The sequence below is a fragment of the Cupriavidus taiwanensis LMG 19424 genome (assembly GCF_000069785.1).
Lineage (GTDB): Bacteria > Pseudomonadota > Gammaproteobacteria > Burkholderiales > Burkholderiaceae > Cupriavidus > Cupriavidus taiwanensis.
Genome location: NC_010530.1, coordinates 2,441,201 through 2,460,411, shown reverse-complemented (window position 1 = coordinate 2,460,411; position 19,211 = coordinate 2,441,201). Strand labels below are relative to the sequence as shown.

Here is a 19,211-nt window from a genome sequence, read left to right as displayed (position 1 = left end):
ACATTACATACAACTTTGGTGGGGTAAGGCAGGCGCACATTGTTGCCGCGCGTCAGAACGGCTTGCCCAGGAACAGATAGAAGCTGTACACGCCGGCCGTCGCGCGCCCATAGGCCAGATACAGCGGCCCGAGCGGGCTGTCGAGCGCCAGGAACAGCGACCCCGACTTGAGCAGCCCGGTGGGACTGCCCGGTACCAGCGCGTCGCCCACGCGTCCTGTCTCCAGCGAGAAGCCGGCGTAAACGCCCTGCAGCAAGGTCTGCCGCGCCAGCTTGTTGTAGTACACCAGCCGCGCAAACTGCAGGTTGCCGCCCATCAGCTGCCCGGTCGCGTAGCCGGACTGCTGCAGGAAGCCGCCCCACTGGAACAGGTCGTAGTTCGGCAGCGGCTTGCCGCCGGGATTGCCGCCGACCTTGAAGGCGAACGACAGCGTATGGTCGCCGAACGAATGGGCATAGATGCCGTCGGCCTGCGCCTTGATATAAGTCCGGTCGGCTCCCAGCCCCGGTTGCGAGGCATAGATCCGCACCCCGCCCGCATAGCCGAAGCGCGGGAAGTCCACGCTGTCGAGCTGGTCGAAGAAGAGCCGGCCGGTGATGGCCCCGCGCCGGATACTGCCCGGACCCGGCGCCAGCGCCGCCGGGCCGGTGCTGAGCGTGGCATGCTCGGAGCCCGTCTGCACGCCGACGCGCAGCTCGCCGTACTTGGTGAACTGGCTGCCGACGTCCAGCGCCAGGTCGAAGCGGCGCACGTCGTAGGTGGCGATGCGCGTGCTGCCCTGGAACACATTGACGGGGCGACGCTCCAGCTCGATGCGCGGTGCGATAAAGAAGAACTGGCGCGTATCCAGCGGCTGGTAGAACTCGCTGGACAGCGACGAGGTCTGGCCCACCTGCGCATCGGTGCGCCACTCCGCGCCCAGCGCATTGAGCCAGGTGCGCCGGTAGCTGCCGACCAGGTTGAAGTACGCGTCGCCGCGGAAGTCCGAGCTCAGTCCCAGCCCGAAACGCAGGTAGTCAGGGCCCCACGATTTCTCCACCGCATTGACCGTCAGCACGCGCCGGCCAGGCTCTTCCAGGATGCCGTAGTTGACGTGCTCGAAGTCGCCCGTGCCGAACAGGCGGCGCATGTCCTGGTCCAGCGCGGCCTGGTCGATCGGCTCGCCCGGCCGGGTCTGCATCACCGCGGTGGCATAGTCGGGGTTGACGCGATGCAGCGGCGCCAGCCGGATCTCGTCGACGGGGCGGGTGTCGGGCGGCTGCACCGCCTGCTGGGCGGCGCGCAGCTCGGCATATTGCGCCGGCGGCAGCGCCAGCGGCGCGAGGCGGTCGGCGACCTTGCGCGCAGCGGCCTCGCCGATCGGGATGGTGGCCGGCAGGTGGTCGAAGTCGGTCGCGGAGAAGTCGCCCAGCGCGGGCTCGATCAGCACGTCGGTGGGCCGCAGCGAGGCCAGCGACGCGCGCACGTTCTGTTCGGTCAGGATGTTGAGCATCTGGCCGGTCACGCCGATGACCGAGGTCAGCGCCTCGCGCTTCATCAGCGGCGTGCCCAGGTTCACCGCGATGACGATATCGGCGCCCATGTCGCGCGCCACGCCGACCGGCAGGTTGTCGGTCAGTCCGCCGTCGACCAGCAGCCGGCCCTCGTATTCCGCCGGGGCCACCGCGCCCGGCACCGACATGCTGGCGCGCATCACGTTGGCCAGCTCGCCCTGGCTGAACACCACCGCAGTGCCCGCCACCAGGTCCGTCGCCACCGCGCGGTACGGGATCGGCAAGCGGTCGAAGTCGCGGACTCCCGGGGTCCTGGCCAGCTGGCGCAGCACCGTCTCCAGCTGCACGCCGGAGACCGCGCCCTTGGGCAGCAGCACGCCGCTCGACTGCAAGCCGATCTCCGGCGTGAACAGGTTGGTGAAGTCGTCCTGCTTGCGCCGCACGGTCAGGTCCTGTCGCGGCGGGCGCTCCTTGAAGAGCTTGTCCGTGCTCAGGCCGCCGACCAGCCGCTCCATCTCGGCGGGCCCCATGCCGGTGGCATAGGCGCCGCCGACCAGCGACCCCATGCTGGTGCCGGCGATGCAATCGACCGGGATGCGCATCTCCTCCAGCACCTTGAGCACGCCGATATGCGCGGCGCCGCGCGCGCCGCCGCCCGACAGCACCAGGCAGATGCGCGGGCGCCCCCCCGCGGTGGAGGTGGCAAGGCCCGCGCCAGCGCTGTCGTCGTGGCCTGGTGCCGGGGCCTCAGCAGCCATCGCGGTGCCGGCGGCCAGCGCGCTGGCGGCAAGCAGGCGCATCATGCCGGCAAGGCGCAAGCAATGGTGTGGAGCTGCCTTCATGGCTCGATCAGGGTCGCAATCCGCTGCCAGGCCGGTTGCCGTGGGGGAAGTCCGGCTATCTTCCGGCAAAACGTGCCGTGCGGGCCCTGCGCCGCACCGCGCGCAAAAACAATTCAATACGCGGCTCGGAAGCGTTCAGATCGGCTCCCTGCGCTGCCAGGGGGCGCCGGGGCGCAGGTGGGCACGCCGGAATATACTGGGGGCTGGTCTGCCATGGCGCCGCGTGCGCGATCTGCAAGTGTCCCAAGTGTCCCCCGCCGTCCCCGTTGCCGGTTCCACGGTTTCCCCTGACGATCCTCGCCCCGAGCCCCCGGAGCGGCCCGCCGACGGCGAGTGCTGCGGCTCTGGCTGCGATCCCTGCATCTTCGACTATTACTACCAGGAGTTGGACCGCTACCGCGAGGCACTGCGGGCCTGGGAGGCGCGCCAGGCCGCGCGCCATGCCGAGGATCCGGCCGCTTGAGCGTCCACCTGAGTGCCCACCCGAGCGCCCTGACGATGCAGCCATCGCACCCCGCCCCCGCGGCCGAGGCGGCGCTGTTCGATTTCGTGCAGCGCCACCCGCGCCTGTTCGTGCTGACCGGCGCCGGCATCAGCACCGATTCCGGTATTCCCGGCTACCGCGACGCGCGCGGCCAGTGGCAGCGCTCGCCGCCGATCACGCTGCAGGCCTTTCTCGGCTCGCATGCCGGGCGCCAGCGCTACTGGGCGCGCAGCATGCTCGGCTGGCCGCTGGCGTGGCAGGCGCGGCCCAACGACGCCCACCATGCGCTGGCGCGGCTTGGCGCCCAGGGCCGGCTCACCGCGCTGGTCACGCAGAATGTCGACGGCCTGCACCAGCGCGCCGGCAGCCACGGCGTGATCGAGCTGCACGGCAGCCTGGCCAGCGCCGTCTGCCTGGATTGTGGCGCCAGCCACGACCGCGCCGGCCTGCAGGACTGGCTGGTGTCGCGCAACGCGGCGTTGCGCGACGTGATCGCGCCGCCCGCGGCCGATGGCGACGTGCATTTCGAATCGCCGCTGTTCGCGCAGTTCCAGGTGCCCGATTGCGGCCATTGCGGCGGCATCCTCAAGCCGGACGTGGTGTTCTTCGGCGAATCCGTGCCGCGCGCGCGTGTCGATGCCGCGCGCGCCGCGCTGGCGGCCGCGGATGCCGTGCTGGTGGTGGGGTCGTCGCTGATGGTCTATTCCGGCTACCGCTTCTGCGTCTGGGCCGGCCAGATGGGCAAGCCGGTCGCCGCGCTCAACCTGGGCACCACGCGGGCCGACGCCATGCTGTCGCTGAAGGTCGAGGCCGGCTGTGCCCCGGCGCTGCAGGCCCTGGTGTCACGGCTGGAGCAGGACGCAGCAGGATTTCGTTGACGCGCGCGCTGTGCGGGCATAGCATCGCCACACCACGTTGATCGACGCCGGTCGATCTTTCTTCAAGGCCTCCGATTTCCACCATGACCGCAGACCGCCAACGCCCCGTCATCGCCGCGCCCCCGGGCCGCGCGTTGCCGTGCCCGCGTCGCCAGCCTGCGTTCACATCTGTCGCGCCGCCGCCGCCGTTCTCTGGCGGTGCACATCCGCCGCCGCCGCGCGGCTGACGGGCACGCGCCCCAGCCCTTCTCGTCTCCGGTAGTCCCGCATCCGTGTGCCCGCGCGCACGGCAGCCGCACGCCCGTGCGCGCTGTCGCCGTGCCGTGGCCGCATGCCGATGCGCGTTGCCAGAGCCTGCCAAGCTGACGACAGATGACAAGCCATGACCAACAACGAAGACTGCGCGGCGCGCTTCGACGCCCCGCGCAACACGCTCGCCACGCGCACCACATCCACTGCCCTCTGGGCCACGCCGCTGTTCGTGCTGCTGTGGAGCAGCGGCGCCATCGCCGCCCGGCTGGCGCTCGACCACGCCACCCCGTTCGCCCTGCTGACGCTGCGCTTTGCGCTGGTCTGCGCCGTGCTGGGCGCGCTTGGCCTGGCGCGCAAGCGCCTGCTGCCGCCGCGCGGCGAGCGGCTGCACACGGCGTGCGCGGGGCTGCTGCTGATCGGCGGCTACGCCGTCTTTTACTTTCTGGCCCTGGACCATGGCATGACGCCCGGCGTGCTGGCCACGGTGCTCGGCGCGCAGCCGATGCTGACACTGCTGCTCACCGAGCGCCGCGCCAGCGCCGCGCGCCTGGGCGGCCTGGCGCTGGCCTTCGCGGGGCTCGCCATGGTCGTGGCCGACAGCCTGTTGCTGGCCAGGCTGTCGCCGGCGGGCGTGCTGTGCGCGCTGGCCTCGCTGGCCAGCATGACGCTCGGCGCCATCCTGCAGAAGCGCAGCACGCGCGCCCCGGCCGAAGTACTGCCGCTGCAGTACGGCGCCAGCCTGGCGGCGTGCCTGCTATGCCTGCCGTTCCAGCCCTTCGCCTTTGAAGCGTCGCTGGCATTTGCCGCGCCGCTGCTGTGGCTGGCGCTGGGGATTTCCATCGGCGCGACGCTGCTGTTCTACCGGTTGATCCACGCCGGCAACCTGGTCAACGTGACCAGCCTGTTCTACCTGGTGCCGGCGGGCACCGCGGCGCTCGATTACCTGCTGCTGGGCAACCGCATGACGGCGCTCGCGCTGGCGGGGATGGGGGCGGTGCTTGGGGGGTTGGGGCTGGTGTTCAGGGGAGGGCGAAATCCGATGCCCGGATGATCTGAGATTTCGCCGGAATCGTCCCGCAAGTTCTGAAATGCACCGCGGAAAGGTCGGAATCTAGCGCATGCGGCGGCCTGGGGCGGCGATCGCGTTCTATGCTGACCCGCTTCGACAACGCGTTGCTCCCTTCCCATGCAAAGGCTGGCCGCCGTCCCCGGATACAGGCCGCTGCTCGCCGCCAGGATCGTCAGCGCCCTGATGGTGTGGCTCGACGCCACCGTCGTCTTTTCGCTGCTCGCCTTCCACTGGGGCGCGGATGCGACCGCGGCCGGCGTCGCTGCCTCGCTGTTCGTCATGCCGGTGCTGGTCGGAGGGCCCTTCTTCGGCTGGCTGGCCGACCGGGGCAACCCTGTTGCCATGCTGTTTGCCAGTTACAGCGCGCGCGGCATGACATCGTTGCTGCTGCTCGTGGCGTCAGACCTGAACGTGTTCGTGCTCCTGCTCATGCTCAAGGCGCTGGCCAATGCCAGTGCCTTGCCGCCGGAACAGGTCATGGCCCGGTCAATGCTCAGCCATGCACAGCTTGCCGCCAATGCTGGCCTGGTGACGGCGGCCGACCAGATCACCAAGGTGTGCGCGCCGCTGATCGCGGCGGGCGCGACCGCGCTGCACGGGCCAATGTCCGGACTCTGGCTTTCGGCCGGCCTGTCATTGCTTGCCATGGTGTGCCTTGTGCCCCTGCGCGACCGGGCGCGCCCGGTCGCAGCGCAAGGCACGCCGGCACCGGGCGCGTTGCGGCTCGGGCCACTGATGGCGCTGCTGCGCAACAGTCATGACGTGCGGGTGTCGTTCAGCTGCGTGTTCCTGCTGACGGCGGTCTTCGGATTCTATGATCCGCTGCTGGCGCTGTTCATCAGGTCACAGGGGTTACCGGTATCGGTGTTTGGCATGCTGGTGAGCGGCACTGCCGCGGGCGCCGTGTGTGGCGCGCTGGCGTTCCCGCGCCTGTACCGGCGGTATGGCATCCGCCTGGCGCCGCCCGGGCTCGCCGTGGTCGGACTGACCGTGCTGATCCCCGGCGTGCTGGCCGGCACCGGCAGCGGCATGACCACGATGCTGTGGCTGGGGCTCTGGATGGTGAATGGCTGCGCCTATTGCCTGGCGTGCCTGAGCCAGGCCGTGGCGATCCAGCAGCAATGCCCGCGCCATTGTCTGGGCAGCGTCAGCGCCACGGCCAGGAGCGTGCAACTGGTGGCGCTGGTGCTCGCGCCGCTGCTGGGCGGCGTGCTGGGGCGCAAGATCGGGATTCCGCTGGTGTTCGCTCTGAGCGGCTGCCTTGCCATTGCCGGCGGCTGGTTCTGGGCCCGGCGAGCGCAACGCGGGCACGCCGGCCGGCAGGCCGAACAGCCAGCGGACGCAGAGCAGGCCGGTCCGTAGCCTACCGCTGCTTCACCTCCACCCGCACCTCATCCTTGCCCACCGTAATCGCCCCCGGTTCCACTTCCCTGCCGCCGACGCGCAACTCCTCCGGCTTGAAGGTGTAGATCGGATAATCCTTCAGCAACTGCTGCGCGACCACGGCGCCGATGGCGTTGAGCTGTTCGCGATAGAGCGCCATGCCGGTGACGTCGACCTGCTGCACGGTGGGGTTGTCGAGCAGCACCGCGCGCCTGGCCGGGTCATAGCGTATGCCGCTGTTCAATGCCAGCTTGCCGTTGACCGGGGGCGAAGGCAGCAGGGCGTTGGTCAGGCGGGCGTCGACATGGGTGGTGAGGCGGTTGCTGGCTTCATCCAGCACCAGCCGCGGGTGGCTGAGCTGGACGCTGACGACTTCGGCGTAGCGCAGCGTGGCGGGGAAGCGCTTGTCCAGTTCGGTCTGCAGTTCCTGCCGGGTCAGGGAGTATTCGCCGGTCCAGACGTTGTAGCCGGCAAAGGCCGGGGCGGCGATGCAGGCGGCGGCAAGGAGCAGGGAGCGTTTCAGGCGCATGTGGCGGGTCGGACGCGCCATGGGAAGACGCGGCAAATGGGATCAGCCTGTCAGACCGCCGCGGCAGGGGCGGCGTTCCGTCACATCGGCAAACGGATGGCCTGGGGGGTGTGCCGTTCGGCTCAGTAGTGCGGCGGAATTTCCTGCGCCGGGTCGGCTTCGGCCGCGGTGGTGGCAGCGCTGCGCACTTGCTGGTACAGCGCGCGGAACTGTTCCTGCAGCAGGTCGATCTGCTGCTGCTGGCGCGCCACGGTGCTGTTCAGGGTATCCAGCAAGTCTTCCTGGAAGGCGAGCTTGATTTCGAGTTCGTTGAGGCGATCATCCATGGCTAGGTTTCTCCGGCGGGCGGCGCGCATTGTAAACCGATCGCGGGGATTGCCCCGCGGGCGCGCCGCCGGCCGGGAACGTGCGTGCCGGGCTTACTTGGGCGCCGTCAGCAGCATCCACATGATGCCGAAACGGTCGGCCACCATGCCGAACTGCTCGGCAAAGAAGGTCTTGTCCAGCGGCATCAGCACCTGGCCGCCTTCCTTCAGACCGTTGAACGCCTTTTCGACCCCGGCCTTGTCGGGGAATGTGATCGCCAGGCCGAAACCCTGGAACGCGGGCTGGTTCGAGCACTGTCCGTCGGAGGCCAGGATGATGCTGTCGCCGACCTGGAATTCCAGGTGCATGACCTTGTCCTGCGCGCCCGCGCCGGGCTGGCAGCCTTCGCCGCCCTTGCCGGCGTCGGGGTTGTCGGCGAAGGTCATGCGGGCGTTGACCTTGGCGCCAAGGGTCTGCTTGTAGAACTCGACCGCTTCATCGCAACGGCCTTCGAAAAACAGATAGGGCTGGACTTGCATGACAACTCCTGTGAATGGGCGGCGCGTGGCCGCGGGAATCCTGGCATGGGCGCCGTCTGCAAGCCGCGAGACTCTGGCCGCGAACCGGCGCGCTGGCAATGGCGCGCACGTTTGTGTACGCCGTCCACAATACCTTAGCAAAGAAAATGGACGGCGTCCACATCGAATGCGCGGTCGGCTGGACGGTGCGGCCGCAGGAAAGCCCTTGGGCGTGCACTAGAATTGCCCGCGACACGCCACCGCCGCCTGTTTCCACCCGCTACCCCCGTTTCGACTGCCTCGGCCCAAATGGAGTTGCCTTGCGTTACGAATTGACCGACCTGCGCCTGTTCCAGGCCATTGCCGATGCGCAAAGCCTGTCGGGCGGCGCATCGGCCACCCATATCACGGCGTCGGCGGCAAGCTACCGGCTGAAGAACCTCGAGCACGCCATGGGAACGCCGTTGTTCGTGCGCACGGCGCGCGGCATGGAACTGACGCCGGCCGGCGAAACCCTGCTGGTCCATGTGCGCGAACTGCTGCTGGGCGTGGAGCGCATGCACGGCGAGGTCGGGCGTTTCTCCGCGGGGCTGAAGGGCAATATCCGGCTGCTGGCCAACAGCAGCTCGCTCAACGGCTTCATCATCCCCAGCGTGAGCCGCTTCCTGCTGGCCAATCCGGACGTCAACATCGACTTGGAGGAACGCGCCAGCCAGTCGATCCTGGCCGCGGTGGCGGCGCACGAGGCCGATGTCGGTATCCTGGCCGGGGATTTCCACACCGGCGGCGACGCGGCCGGCGTGCGCTCGGTGCGCTACGCGCGCGACGAGCTGATCCTTGTGATGGCGGCGGACCACCCGCTCGCGCGCGAGCCCGAGGTGCGCTTCGGCGCGGCACTGGCGTTCGACTTCGTCTGCATGAGCCGCACCAGCAGCAACTTCCTGTTCCTGCGCGAGATGGCGCAGCGCGCCGGCAAGGGCCCCAACGTGCGCCTGCATGCGCACAGCTTCGATGCGGTGCTGTCGCTGGCCGAAGCTGGCGTGGGCGTGGCGCTGGTGCCCAGCAGCGTCGCGGCACAAGCCCTGCGCGAGGCGCGCGTGGCAGGGGTGCGGCTGGCCGAGCCGTGGGCCTTGCGCGAGCTGAACCTGATCGTGCGCGCCGACGGCAGGCTGCCCGCGTTTGCCGAGGCCTTCGCACAGTTCCTGCTCAACGATCCGCGCGTGGTGGCCACGCGCGAAGGCGGCGCCATGGCCGCCACGGCGCCGTAACCTACCGTCCCGGCTTCAGCGCTTGCGGTTCAGGAAGGTGGCCATGTGCTGCTGCGGCTCGCCGGTGTCGAAGGCGCTGCCGAACTCGGTCACGCTGTTGCCGATCGAGACGTCCAGCGGCGCGTCTTCCCACTCGCGCAGCAGGCGCTTCTGCTGGCGCACCGCGACCGGGCCGAAGCCCGCCAGCAGCGCGGCCACGCGTTCGACTTCCTGGTCCAGCCCCGCCAGCGGCACCACGCGGCTGACCAGCCCCCACTGCAGCGCCTCGGCGGCGTCGGAGATCTCGCCCGTCAGCAGCATCCACGCGGTGCGTGCATTGCCGATCAGGCGCGGCATCAGCGCGGCGTGGATCACCGACGGGATGCCGACCTTCACCTCGGGCATGCCAAGCTGCGCGGTGTCGGCGGCGATGCGCAGGTCGCACGCCAGCGCCAGTTCCAGCCCGCCGCCGAGGCACCAGCCCGGCATGCGCGCGATCACCGGCACCGGCAGGTGGCGCACCGCATCGCACAGGCGGCGCAGGCCGCTGATGAAGGTTTCGGCGCTGGCGCGGTCGAGCGCGGCCATTTCCTTGATGTCGGCGCCGCCGACGAAGCCCTTGTCGCCCGTGCCGCGCAGCACCAGCACGCGCACCGCGTCATGGGCGGCCAGCGCTTCGATCGCGCGCGTGAGCGAGGCAATCACCGGCGTGCTCAGGATATTGAGCGAGCCGGCCTCGCGGATGGTGACGGTGGCAATGCCGCGCGCGTCGATGTCGACGCCGGCGTGCGGTTCCTGCTGAAGTGCGCTCATGTGGGTCCCCTGGGCTTACTGGAGCTTGGTGAAATGGATGGCCTCGACTACCTGCTTCCAGTGCGCGTTCTGCCCACGGATCAGGTCGCCGAAGGCCTTGCGCGAGGTCGGTGCGGGAATCGCGCCTTGCTTTTCGATGGCGGCGATGACCTCCGGCTCGGCCAGCACCTGGCGCACGGCGTCATTGAGCTGGTCGAGGATGGCGGCGGGCGTGCCGGCCGGCGCGCCCAGGCCGAACCACGACGGGTTGTTCATCGCCGGCAGGCCGGCCTCGGCATAGGTGGGCACGTTGGGCAGCACCTTCAGGCGCTGCTTCGCGGCCACCGCCAGCGGCTTGAGCCGCCCGCCCTGGATCAGCCCGGACGACGACGGGATATTGTCGAACACGACCTGGATCTGGCCGGCGACCGCGTCGTTGAGCGCCGGGCCCAGGCCCTTGTACGGCACATGCAGCATGCGCGTGCCGGTGGCATTCATGAAGAGCTCGCCGTTCATGTGGCTCAGGCCGCCGTTGCCCGACGAGCCGAACGAGTACTTGCCGGGATTGGCCTTGAGCTGCCTGATGAACGACGGCAGGTCCGCGGCCGGGAAAGCCGGATTGACTACCAGCACGTTGGGCACGTCGGCCAGGTTGCTGATCGGCGCGAAGTCCTTGACCGGGTCGTAGGCCGTCTTCAGGTAGACGTTGGGGTTGACCGCGTGCGAGCTTTCCACCTCCATCACCAGCGTGTAGCCGTCGGCCGGCTGCTTGGCCGCGTAGGCACTTCCGACCGCGCCGCCAGCGCCGGGGCGGTTCTCGATCACCACCGGCTGGCCCAGCACCGGGCCCAGGCGGGTGCCGACGATGCGGGCGATGATGTCGGTGGTGCCGCCGGCCGCGTAGGGCACGATCAGCTTGATCGGCCGCTCGGGGTAGGCGGCGTGCGCGCTGCTGGCGATGCCGAACAGGGCCATGGCGAAAAGGGCTGGTTTCATCGGGTGTCTCCGGGTCAGGGTTATCGGTGTCGTGAAGGGGCGGTCAGCGCGGCGGGCTGTGTTCGCCCAGCAGCGGCGGCGGTGCCGGCGGGCCCTCGTGCCCGGCCAGCATCGGGTTGCGCACCATCGGCACGCGGCCCATCACGGGGTGCTCGGCCACCTGCATCAGCTTGCGGTGCCTGACCTGCGGATGGGCGAAGACTTCGTCCATGGTGTGGATGGGGCCCCAGGGCACGCCCGCCGCATCGAAGGCCTCGGTCCAGGCAGCGCGGGTGCGCGTGGGAAAGAGCGCGGTGAGCTGCGCGCGCAACGCTTCCAGGTGTTCGATGCGCGCGGAATTGGTGGCGTAGCACGGGTCCTGCGCCAGCGCCGGGGTGCCGGCCACGGCGCAGAAGCGCGCGAACTGGCTGTCGTTGCCGATCGCCAGGATCAGGTGGCCGTCGGCGCAGCGGAACACTTCGTATGGCGCGCAGTTGGGATGGGCGTTGCCGCTGCGCTGCGGGTTCTGGCCCGATACCAGGTAGTTGGCGGCCTGGTTGGCGTTCATCGCCACGGCCACGTCAAGCAGGGCGATGTCCAGGTGCGCGCCCACGCCGGTCTGCTGGCGCTGGTACAGCGCGGCCAGCACCGCGGAGGTGGCATACATGCCGGTGCTGAGGTCGACCACCGCCACGCCGGTGCGCAGCGGGCCGGCGCCGGGCGTGCCGTCGGGCTGCCCGGTGTAGCTCATCAGCCCGCCCATGCCCTGGAACACGTAGTCGTAGCCGGGTTTGTCCGCCATCGGCCCGCTCTGGCCGAAGCCGGTGATCGACAGGTAGACCAGGCGCGGGTTGATCGCCTTGAGCGTGTCGTAGTCCAGCCCGTAGCGGCGCAGCGTGCCGACCTTGTAGTTCTCGACCAGCACGTCGGCGTCGCGCGCCAGTTCGCGCACCTGCGCCGCGCCTTCGGGCGAGCCGTAGTCGATCGCGACCGAACGCTTGCCGCGGTTGCAGCAGATGAAGTAGCCGGACAGGCGCGGATCGCCTACGGAGCCGGCCGGTGCGTCGAGATAGGGCGGCCCCCAGCCGCGGGTATCGTCGCCGCGTTCGGGGTATTCGACCTTGGTCACCTCGGCGCCCAGGTCGGCCAGGTTCTGGGTACACCAGGGACCGGCCAGGATGCGCGATAAATCCAGGACCCGGACACCTTCCAGGGCGCGATGCAGCATGACGACTCCGCTTTCCGACAACAGTGCGGCGCAGTATAGGGAGCGGTATCGGCGCGAATCCAGTCGAGAGTTTTGAAAGGCGCGTTCGCCGGATTTGAACGGTCCAATGGTGTGCGGCCGACGTGGGCGCAGGTGGCGCCGGCGCCCCCGCCGACGCCCGCGTTTGGCGCGTGGGCGCCGCCGTGTCACAATTCGCGTTTGGCACTGACTCGGCACGTGACTCGGCCGGCCGCGTCGCCGTGCTTCCCGCCGCCCCCGGCCGCCCTTGGCCGACGCAGTGGAAGCCCGCCCAAGAGCCGACAAATTCACATTGATTTTCTGGCGATGACTACCATCCTGCAGCACATTCCTACCGGCCAGCGCGTCGGTATCGCCTTCTCCGGCGGCCTTGACACCAGCGCGGCACTCCTCTGGATGCGCCAGAAGGGCGCCGTCCCCTACGCCTACACCGCCAACCTGGGCCAGCCCGACGAGCCCGACTACGACGACATCCCGCGCCGCGCCAAGGCCTACGGCGCCGAGGAAGCCCGCCTGGTCGACTGCCGCGCGCAGCTGGTGGCCGAGGGCATCGCCGCGCTGCAGTGCGGTGCCTTCCATATCTCCACCGCCGGCATCACCTACTTCAACACCACCCCGATCGGCCGCGCCGTCACCGGCACCATGCTGGTCGCCGCGATGAAGGAAGACGGCGTCAACATCTGGGGCGACGGCAGCACCTTCAAGGGCAACGACATCGAGCGCTTCTACCGCTACGGCCTGCTGACCAACCCCGGCCTGCAGATCTACAAGCCGTGGCTGGACCAGCAGTTCATCGACGAACTGGGCGGCCGCGCCGAGATGTCGGAGTTCATGCGCCAGAACGGCTTCGACTACAAGATGTCGGCCGAAAAGGCGTACTCGACCGACTCCAACATGCTGGGCGCCACGCACGAGGCCAAGGACCTGGAGCACCTGGATTCGGGCATCCGCATCGTCCAGCCGATCATGGGCGTGCAGTTCTGGCGCGATGACGTCGAAGTCAAGCGCGAAGAAGTCACGGTGCGCTTCGAGGAAGGCCAGCCGGTGGCGCTGAACGGCCAGACCTTCGCCAATGCCGTCGACCTGTTCATGGAAGCCAACCGCATCGGCGGCCGCCATGGCCTGGGCATGAGCGACCAGATCGAAAACCGCATCATCGAGGCCAAGAGCCGCGGCATCTACGAAGCCCCGGGCCTGGCGCTGCTGTTCATCGCCTACGAGCGCCTGATCACCGGCATCCACAACGAAGACACCATCGAGCAGTACCGCGACAACGGCCGCCGCCTGGGCCGCCTGCTGTACCAGGGCCGCTGGTTCGACCCGCAAGCCATCATGCTGCGTGAAACCGCCCAGCGCTGGGTCGCCGGCGCCATCACCGGCGAAGTCACCATCGAGCTGCGCCGCGGCAACGACTACTCGATCCTGAACACCACTTCGCCCAACCTGACCTACAAGCCGGAACGGCTGACCATGGAGAAGGGCGAGTCGATGTTCACGCCGCTGGACCGCATCGGCCAGCTGACCATGCGCACGCTGGATATCGTCGATACGCGCGAGAAGCTGCAGACGTATGCCAAGACCGGCCTGCTGTCGACGCAGGTCAGCGCTTCGCTGCCGAAGCTGGAAGACTAAGGCCCGCGGCGCCCTCGCACGGGGCACGCGACGGTCAGGAACCGGCACCTTCGGGTGCCGGTTTTTTTTGTCTCGGCGTTTTCCCCACCTGTCACGTAATGTCAAGCGAACGTCCCGGAATATCAAACCACGCGGGCCCGATCGCCAGATACTGGCTGCGCTCGCCCGCCACTTTGCGCGGGTACTGAACACACGGCGGCGCCAAGACCGCCGACCGGCTTCCGGAGACGCCCATGCCCAGATCCCGCCTTGCCCTTGCCGCCGCATCCGCCGCGCCCACGCCGGCCGCGCCCGCGGCTGCCGGACCGCGCTATGCGTGGCTGGTGTTTGCGCTGACCTTTGCGCTGCTGCTGTCGGACTACATGTCGCGCCAGGTGCTCAATGCCGTGTTTCCGCTGCTGAAGGCCGAATGGCAGCTGGGGGATACGGAACTGGGGGCGCTAGGCGGGGTGGTGGCGCTGATGGTGGGCGTGCTGGCGATTCCGCTGTCGCTGCTGGCCGACCGCTGGGGCCGCGTGCGCAGCCTGATCCTGATGGCGGCGCTATGGAGCCTGGCCACGTTGGGCTGCGCGCTGGCGGGCAGCTTCGGCCAGATGTTCCTGGCGCGCCTGTGCGTTGGCATCGGCGAGGCCGCGTATGGCAGCGTGGGCATCGCGGTGGTGGTGTCGGTGTTCCCGCGCCACCTGCGCGCCAGCCTCAGCGCCGCGTTCATTGCCGGTGGCGCGTTCGGCTCGGTGCTGGGCATGGGACTGGGCGGCATCCTGTCCGCGCATTTCGGCTGGCGCATGGCCTTTGCCGGGATGGCCGCGTTCGGGCTGGCGATGGTGGCCTGTTACGCGCTGATGATCAGCGAGCAGCGGCTGCGCCGGCTGCAGCAGCGCATTGGCGCCGGCAGCGAGGAGGCCGGCAGCGATGCGGCCATGGCGCGCCAGCTGGCGCCGCGCCGGATCGTGCGCGAACTGCTGACGGTGCCCTCGATGCTTTGTGCCTGCGCCGGCAGCGCCTTGCAACTGCTGGTGATGGCCGCGCTGCTGGCGTGGCTGCCGAGCTTCCTGGCGCGCGCGTACGGCATGGCCACCGGCCGTGCTGGCGTGGTCGCGGCGCTGCTGGTGCTGGTGGCCGGCGCCGGCATGGTGGCCTGCGGCGCCCTGACCGACCGCGTCGCACGGCATGCACCCCGCCGCAAATGGCACATGGCCATTGCCTACAGCCTGGCCTGCTGCGTGTTGCTGATGACGGCGTTCCGGCTGCCCGCGGGCACGGCCCAGCTGGTGCTGATCGGGGCGGGCATGCTGGTGGTGGGCGGATGCGCCGGCCCGGCCAGCGCGATGGTCGCCAACCTGACGCGGCCTGCCATCCACGCCACCGCGTTTGCCACGCTGACGCTGATCAACAACCTGCTGGGCCTGGCGCCGGGTCCGTTCCTCACCGGCGTGCTGGCCGACCGCATCGGCCTGACCGGCGCGCTGCAATGGATTCCGCTGGCCGGCGCCGCCGCCACGCTGCTGTTCTGTATCGGCCGCCGCCACTATGCCGCGGACCTGCGGCGCCTGGATGGCCAACCCATGCCCCACGCAGTTCCTGCCTGACCCTTTTCCGATTCCACCATGACTGCTACCCCCTCACCCACCATCCTGATGGTGCCGGGCCTGCGCGACCACGTCGCCGAGCACTGGCAGACCCTGCTGCAGGCCGAACTGCTGGCGCAAGGGCACGACGCCCGCTGCGTGCCGCCGCTGGAGCACGACAAGCTCAGCTGCGCCGCCCGTGTGGCCGCGCTCGACGCGGCGCTGGCGGCCATCGACGGGCCGGTGGTGCTGGTGGCGCACAGCGCCGGCGTGATGATCACCGTGCATTGGGCGGCGCGGCACCGCCGCCCCATCCGGGGCGCGCTGCTGGTGACGCCGCCGGACTTCACGCAGCCGCTGCCGCCGGGCTATCCGGCGCAAGAAGCCCTGGCGCAAGCCGGCTGGTTGCCGACGCCGCTGGCGCCATTGCCATTCCCCAGCCTGGTCGCGGCGAGCCGCAACGACCCGCTGGCCAGCCATGCGCGCGTTACCGAAATGGCCGCCGCCTGGGGCAGCGGGCTGGCCGAGCTGGGCAACGTCGGCCATCTCAACCCGGCCGCCGGCTATGGCCCCTGGCCGCGCGCCCATGCATTGCTGGCGGAGCTGGAGACGCTGGCCGCGCAGCAGGCGTGAGCGCGCCGCAGCGCTGCATGACAAGAACATCCGGCCACCAGGCCGGGCCAACAAGGAGGAAACAGATGAAAACCAGAAACACCGTCATGGCCCTGATGCTGGGGTGCCCGCTGGCGGCCGCCGCGCAATCGTCGGTCACGCTGTATGGCGTGGCCGACATCAACGTCGAGTACGTGAACCGCGTCGGCGCCGTGCCGGTCGCGGCGAACGGCTTCAACCGGGGGCCGGGCGACAAGGTGTTCCGCATGGCCTCGGGCGGCCTGTCCGGCTCGCGCTGGGGCCTGCGCGGCATGGAGGACCTGGGCGCCGGATGGCAGGCATCGTTCGTGCTGGAAAGCGGCTTCGGCGTGGACAACGGCGCGCTGCAGCAAGGCGGGCGCCTGTTCGGTCGCCAGGCCTTTGTCGCCGTGCGCCAGGCCAACGTCGGCCAGTTCAGCTTCGGCCGCCAGTACACGTCGATCTTCGAAGCCCTGGCGAACTTCTCGCCCACGGCCTACGCCACGCAATACGAACCGGTGGTGCTGCAGGCCGGCGCCAATTTCCGCGAGGACAACACCGTGAAGTACACCGGCCAGTTCGGCCCGCTGACGGCGCGCGCGCACTGGTCGTTTGGCGTCGGGCTGGCGCTGCCGCAGACGGTCGGCGTCGCCACGCCGATCGGGGGCAATGGCGAAGTGCCCGGACAGTTCCGCCGCGATACCGCCTACGGCGCATCGCTGGCGTATGCCGCCGGCCCCTTCGGCGCCACCGTCGGCTACGACCAGTGGAATCCGACCATCGGCACCAGCAACGGCACCCTGCGCAAGGCCGTGGTGGGCGCCAGCTACACCTTTGGCCCGGCCAAGCTCATGGGCGGCTATCGCTGGGGCCAGAACAAGAACGCCGCCGACGTGGTGATCCAGCGCGACGACTTTTACTGGATCGGCGCCAACTACCAGGTCACCCCGGCCGTGGGGCTGACGCTCGAGTACAACTACGACAACGTCCGCAGCCTGTTCGGCGACACGCAGGTGGCCAATCCGTGGCAGGTGGCCTTTATCGCCAACTATGCATTCTCGAAACGCACCGACGTGTACGTGTCCACCGCCTACGCGCGCAATGCCGGGCTGATGCTGGAATCGCTGGCCACGGTCTATGCCAACAGCCTGTCGCTGGGCAACAGCTATGCCGCGGCCAACGGGCAACGCAGCATGGTGGGCGTGGCGCTGGGGGTCCGGCACAAGTTCTGATCCGGGCCTTTGCGCGATATGACGCGCGGCGCGTGGTTGCGCTCCTTATCCGATTCGGGCAAGGAGTTGTTCGATCACGTCGCAGGCCTGCCGCTGGCGCAATATCCTCGCCTCACGTTGCGCTGGCTCGTTGCCTTCGCCAAGCTCGAACTTTGCGACCGACACCGGACCGTCCTTGCGATAGCCTTCGGCTTTTTCGTCGCTGGCGAAGCGGCTGCGCAGGATCGCCAGTGAGGCCTCGAGGACGGCGCCGTGCTTGCCGTTGCGCTCCTTCTGAAACGCTGACGCCACGGCGTCCGGTCCCTCGGTTGCGTGTTCGATGCAATAGATCAGGTCGTGTGCGTCCTTGCGTTCGAAGCGCTGGTCGAAGGCGAACGACTTCAGGCAGGTAAAGCTGACGAGGTTTGCATGCTTGATGTGTTCCGTCACGATTCCATTGCCGCCGAGGAGCTCAGCCTGAATCTCAGTAACTTGGTGAAGGTCAAAAACAATGGACGAATATGGGATGTTCAGAGCTGAGATCGTGCCTTCGGTCGGCAATGGCTGCACCTTGCCACCAGCGATGTCCGGTGCATCCGCCAGCAGTTCCAGCACCATCAACGCGCCATGTTCCGTGCGGGTCTGCCATCGCCAGGAAAGCTTTGCGCCAGCGCTGTTCTCGGACCGCTCGAAACCCATTTTCCTGAGGTTATCTTCGAGTGTGTGATATGCCTCGGTATCTGCCAGGATTTGCAGGTCGATCACAATGTCCACGTCCAGAGTGCCGGCGTGCGCCGGCACTACCGGAGGCCGTGCGGAAACGAGATATCGCGGCGTGAGTCCCCCGATCAGGTAGGCAGAGTCCTTCCACGGTCCGAGGCCGCGCAGCAGTGTTACGAGGACGCGTTCGCAGTCGGTCGTGTATTGGTCGCTGTAGCCATCGAACGTTGCGGGTTTCGCCATCAGAATCCGATCCTTTCCTTGCGCAAGTGCTCGGCCATGTCCTTGGCGCGGCCTTCGCCGCGCAAGAGGTCGAGATAGACCTGGACCGGGCTGGCCAGCCAGATGCCCCCGACGTTTTGCCGAAACAGCAGTTCTCCCGCCGATTTGGCCTCGATGACCGCGAGGTTCGCCCCTTCACTGACGGCGCGCGCACGCAACTCAGCCATTGCCGTTTCGGCAGCGGTGGTTGGCAGCAATCGCACTCGCACTTGCGAGATGCCGGACAAAAAAGGGGCATAGCGCTGTGCAGCGGCTTCGTAGCTCACCGCATAAGCGACCTGATGCGTATCGAGTAGCTGGTCTAGCCGTTCAATCAGTGCCTCGGATTTCAATCCGGGCACGAAGTACCGGCGCAGCACTGGCGCGCGCTGCGTGACGAGCTGCTTCGCCCAGGCATCGAGCAACGCACCTGGATCGCGCAGATGCCGCTCCTTGCCTGGCCCCTGCCCTCGCGACACTAGCCAGTCGAACCGCTCCAGCTCACTTAGTACGTCGGAGACTGTGGATGGGGCCACCTGCGCCCGCGCGGCTACTTCGGTAACACCAAACCATGCCTCGTGATGGACCAGCAGCGCGTGCAAGACCTGTGCGCGCCGACCGGAGAAGAGTGACCGCACCGCCTTTTCTGCAGTCTTCGGAGCCGGCTTGTCGATGTAGACGTAGGCGCCCGCGGCCGGCAGAAACAGACTTCCCCCGCTATCGAAGTAGCCGATGCGCTCGGCCCTGAGCAATTCTTTCGCTCCAGGGGACAGCGACTCGGCGATCAACAGGTGCTGCACATCGGGGGAATGACCGTGCTGCAGCGACTTCAACTGCCACAACGCCTGGCGCACGTCGCGGGGAAAGACAGACTTCCTTGCCTCTACCAGCAAGACAATCGATTTGCCGGCGACGTGCAGATCAATTTTCGCGTCGATGCGACCTGCCGCTTGAACAGCAGTGTCCGATCCAGCCAAATCGGCATGCACGTCCGGCAGCCCCCGCAGTGACTCCAGGAGCTGCCCAATCAATGCATGTTCCGCGAGGGCCGATTCAGTCATGACGGCACTTATTTCCTGTTCAGCGAATAAGCGCACTATACCGAATATTCGGCATGAGTAGAATATTCGCTGTTCAGCGAATTACTTTCGGAGGCGTGACAGCCTGACTGCCAC

18 protein-coding genes are annotated in these 19,211 nt (G+C 68.4%); 9 read left to right on the top strand and 9 right to left on the bottom strand.

All coding sequences use genetic code 11. The annotated features are described in order from the left end of the window. Window positions 1-52 precede the first annotated feature (52 nt). On the bottom strand, window positions 53-2,335 hold the full coding sequence (locus RALTA_RS26515; RefSeq protein ID WP_012357062.1) for a patatin-like phospholipase family protein: 2,283 nt from the start codon (window positions 2,333-2,335) through the stop codon (window positions 53-55). Between the two features lie 238 nt (window positions 2,336-2,573). On the opposite strand from RALTA_RS26515, the gene RALTA_RS26510 reads away from it, so the two are divergent. The 4 genes from RALTA_RS26510 to RALTA_RS26495 all read left to right on the top strand — a co-directional run bounded on the left by RALTA_RS26510 (window position 2,574) and on the right by RALTA_RS26495 (window position 6,380). Then, window positions 2,574-2,798, top strand: a complete 225-nt coding sequence (locus RALTA_RS26510; RefSeq protein WP_232347827.1) for an oxidoreductase-like domain-containing protein — start codon at window positions 2,574-2,576, stop codon at window positions 2,796-2,798. 35 nt (window positions 2,799-2,833) lie between these two features. Further along, window positions 2,834-3,697, top strand: a complete 864-nt coding sequence (locus tag RALTA_RS26505) for an NAD-dependent protein deacetylase (protein WP_012357060.1) — start codon at window positions 2,834-2,836, stop codon at window positions 3,695-3,697. A 382-nt stretch (window positions 3,698-4,079) separates the two neighbouring features. After that, the gene (locus tag RALTA_RS26500) at window positions 4,080-5,000 is read left to right on the top strand and encodes a DMT family transporter (protein ID WP_012357059.1); all 921 of its coding nucleotides are present in this window, start codon (window positions 4,080-4,082) and stop codon (window positions 4,998-5,000) included. Window positions 5,001-5,201: 201 nt separating this feature from the next. Further along, on the top strand, window positions 5,202-6,380 hold the full coding sequence (locus RALTA_RS26495) for an MFS transporter (RefSeq protein WP_407637545.1): 1,179 nt from the start codon (window positions 5,202-5,204) through the stop codon (window positions 6,378-6,380). A 1-nt stretch (window position 6,381) separates the two neighbouring features. Here the strand turns inward: RALTA_RS26495 and RALTA_RS26490 are convergent, their stop codons facing one another. From RALTA_RS26490 to RALTA_RS26480, 3 genes are all read right to left on the bottom strand, one after another. Then, the gene (locus RALTA_RS26490; protein ID WP_085960222.1) at window positions 6,382-6,930 is read right to left on the bottom strand and encodes a DUF1439 domain-containing protein; all 549 of its coding nucleotides are present in this window, start codon (window positions 6,928-6,930) and stop codon (window positions 6,382-6,384) included. 122 nt (window positions 6,931-7,052) lie between these two features. After that, window positions 7,053-7,256, bottom strand: coding sequence for a SlyX family protein (locus RALTA_RS26485; RefSeq protein WP_012357056.1), 204 nt, complete (start codon window positions 7,254-7,256; stop codon window positions 7,053-7,055). 93 nt (window positions 7,257-7,349) lie between these two features. After that, complete coding sequence (locus RALTA_RS26480) at window positions 7,350-7,775, bottom strand: VOC family protein (protein ID WP_012357054.1); 426 nt, start codon at window positions 7,773-7,775, stop codon at window positions 7,350-7,352. A 299-nt stretch (window positions 7,776-8,074) separates the two neighbouring features. Here RALTA_RS26480 and RALTA_RS26475 point away from each other — a divergent pair, with 299 nt between their 5' ends. Next, complete coding sequence (locus tag RALTA_RS26475) at window positions 8,075-9,022, top strand: LysR family transcriptional regulator (protein WP_012357053.1); 948 nt, start codon at window positions 8,075-8,077, stop codon at window positions 9,020-9,022. Window positions 9,023-9,037: 15 nt separating this feature from the next. On the opposite strand, the gene RALTA_RS26470 is transcribed toward RALTA_RS26475, so the two are convergent. Genes RALTA_RS26470 through RALTA_RS26460 form a run of 3 tightly spaced genes read right to left on the bottom strand, consistent with a single transcriptional unit; the run spans window position 9,038 to window position 11,996 of the window. Beyond that, a complete protein-coding gene (locus RALTA_RS26470; protein ID WP_012357052.1) occupies window positions 9,038-9,814 on the bottom strand; it encodes an enoyl-CoA hydratase in 777 nt (258 codons plus the stop codon). A 15-nt stretch (window positions 9,815-9,829) separates the two neighbouring features. Beyond that, a complete protein-coding gene (locus tag RALTA_RS26465) occupies window positions 9,830-10,789 on the bottom strand; it encodes a Bug family tripartite tricarboxylate transporter substrate binding protein (protein WP_012357051.1) in 960 nt (319 codons plus the stop codon). A gap of 43 nt (window positions 10,790-10,832) precedes the next feature. After that, window positions 10,833-11,996 (bottom strand): CaiB/BaiF CoA transferase family protein, encoded by a 1,164-nt coding sequence (locus tag RALTA_RS26460; protein WP_012357050.1) that lies wholly within the window; start codon window positions 11,994-11,996, stop codon window positions 10,833-10,835. 324 nt (window positions 11,997-12,320) lie between these two features. Here RALTA_RS26460 and argG point away from each other — a divergent pair, with 324 nt between their 5' ends. The 4 genes from argG to RALTA_RS26440 all read left to right on the top strand — a co-directional run bounded on the left by argG (window position 12,321) and on the right by RALTA_RS26440 (window position 17,076). Beyond that, window positions 12,321-13,646 (top strand): argininosuccinate synthase, encoded by a 1,326-nt coding sequence (gene argG, locus RALTA_RS26455; protein WP_012357049.1) that lies wholly within the window; start codon window positions 12,321-12,323, stop codon window positions 13,644-13,646. A 233-nt stretch (window positions 13,647-13,879) separates the two neighbouring features. Further along, window positions 13,880-15,235 carry an MFS transporter gene (locus RALTA_RS26450; RefSeq protein WP_012357048.1) on the top strand — a complete coding sequence of 452 codons (1,356 nt, stop codon included), beginning with the start codon at window positions 13,880-13,882 and terminating at the stop codon, window positions 15,233-15,235. 18 nt (window positions 15,236-15,253) lie between these two features. After that, window positions 15,254-15,847 (top strand): RBBP9/YdeN family alpha/beta hydrolase, encoded by a 594-nt coding sequence (locus RALTA_RS26445; protein ID WP_012357047.1) that lies wholly within the window; start codon window positions 15,254-15,256, stop codon window positions 15,845-15,847. Between the two features lie 65 nt (window positions 15,848-15,912). Further along, on the top strand, window positions 15,913-17,076 hold the full coding sequence (locus RALTA_RS26440) for a porin (RefSeq protein ID WP_025584047.1): 1,164 nt from the start codon (window positions 15,913-15,915) through the stop codon (window positions 17,074-17,076). A gap of 45 nt (window positions 17,077-17,121) precedes the next feature. Here the strand turns inward: RALTA_RS26440 and RALTA_RS26435 are convergent, their stop codons facing one another. Together RALTA_RS26435 and RALTA_RS26430 are read right to left on the bottom strand one after the other, a co-directional pair. After that, window positions 17,122-18,018, bottom strand: a complete 897-nt coding sequence (locus RALTA_RS26435) for a hypothetical protein (RefSeq protein WP_012357045.1) — start codon at window positions 18,016-18,018, stop codon at window positions 17,122-17,124. Continuing rightward, complete coding sequence (locus RALTA_RS26430; protein ID WP_041232668.1) at window positions 18,018-19,097, bottom strand: type IV toxin-antitoxin system AbiEi family antitoxin; 1,080 nt, start codon at window positions 19,095-19,097, stop codon at window positions 18,018-18,020. The genes RALTA_RS26435 and RALTA_RS26430 overlap by 1 nt, the downstream gene beginning before the upstream one ends. Window positions 19,098-19,211: the final 114 nt, after the last annotated feature.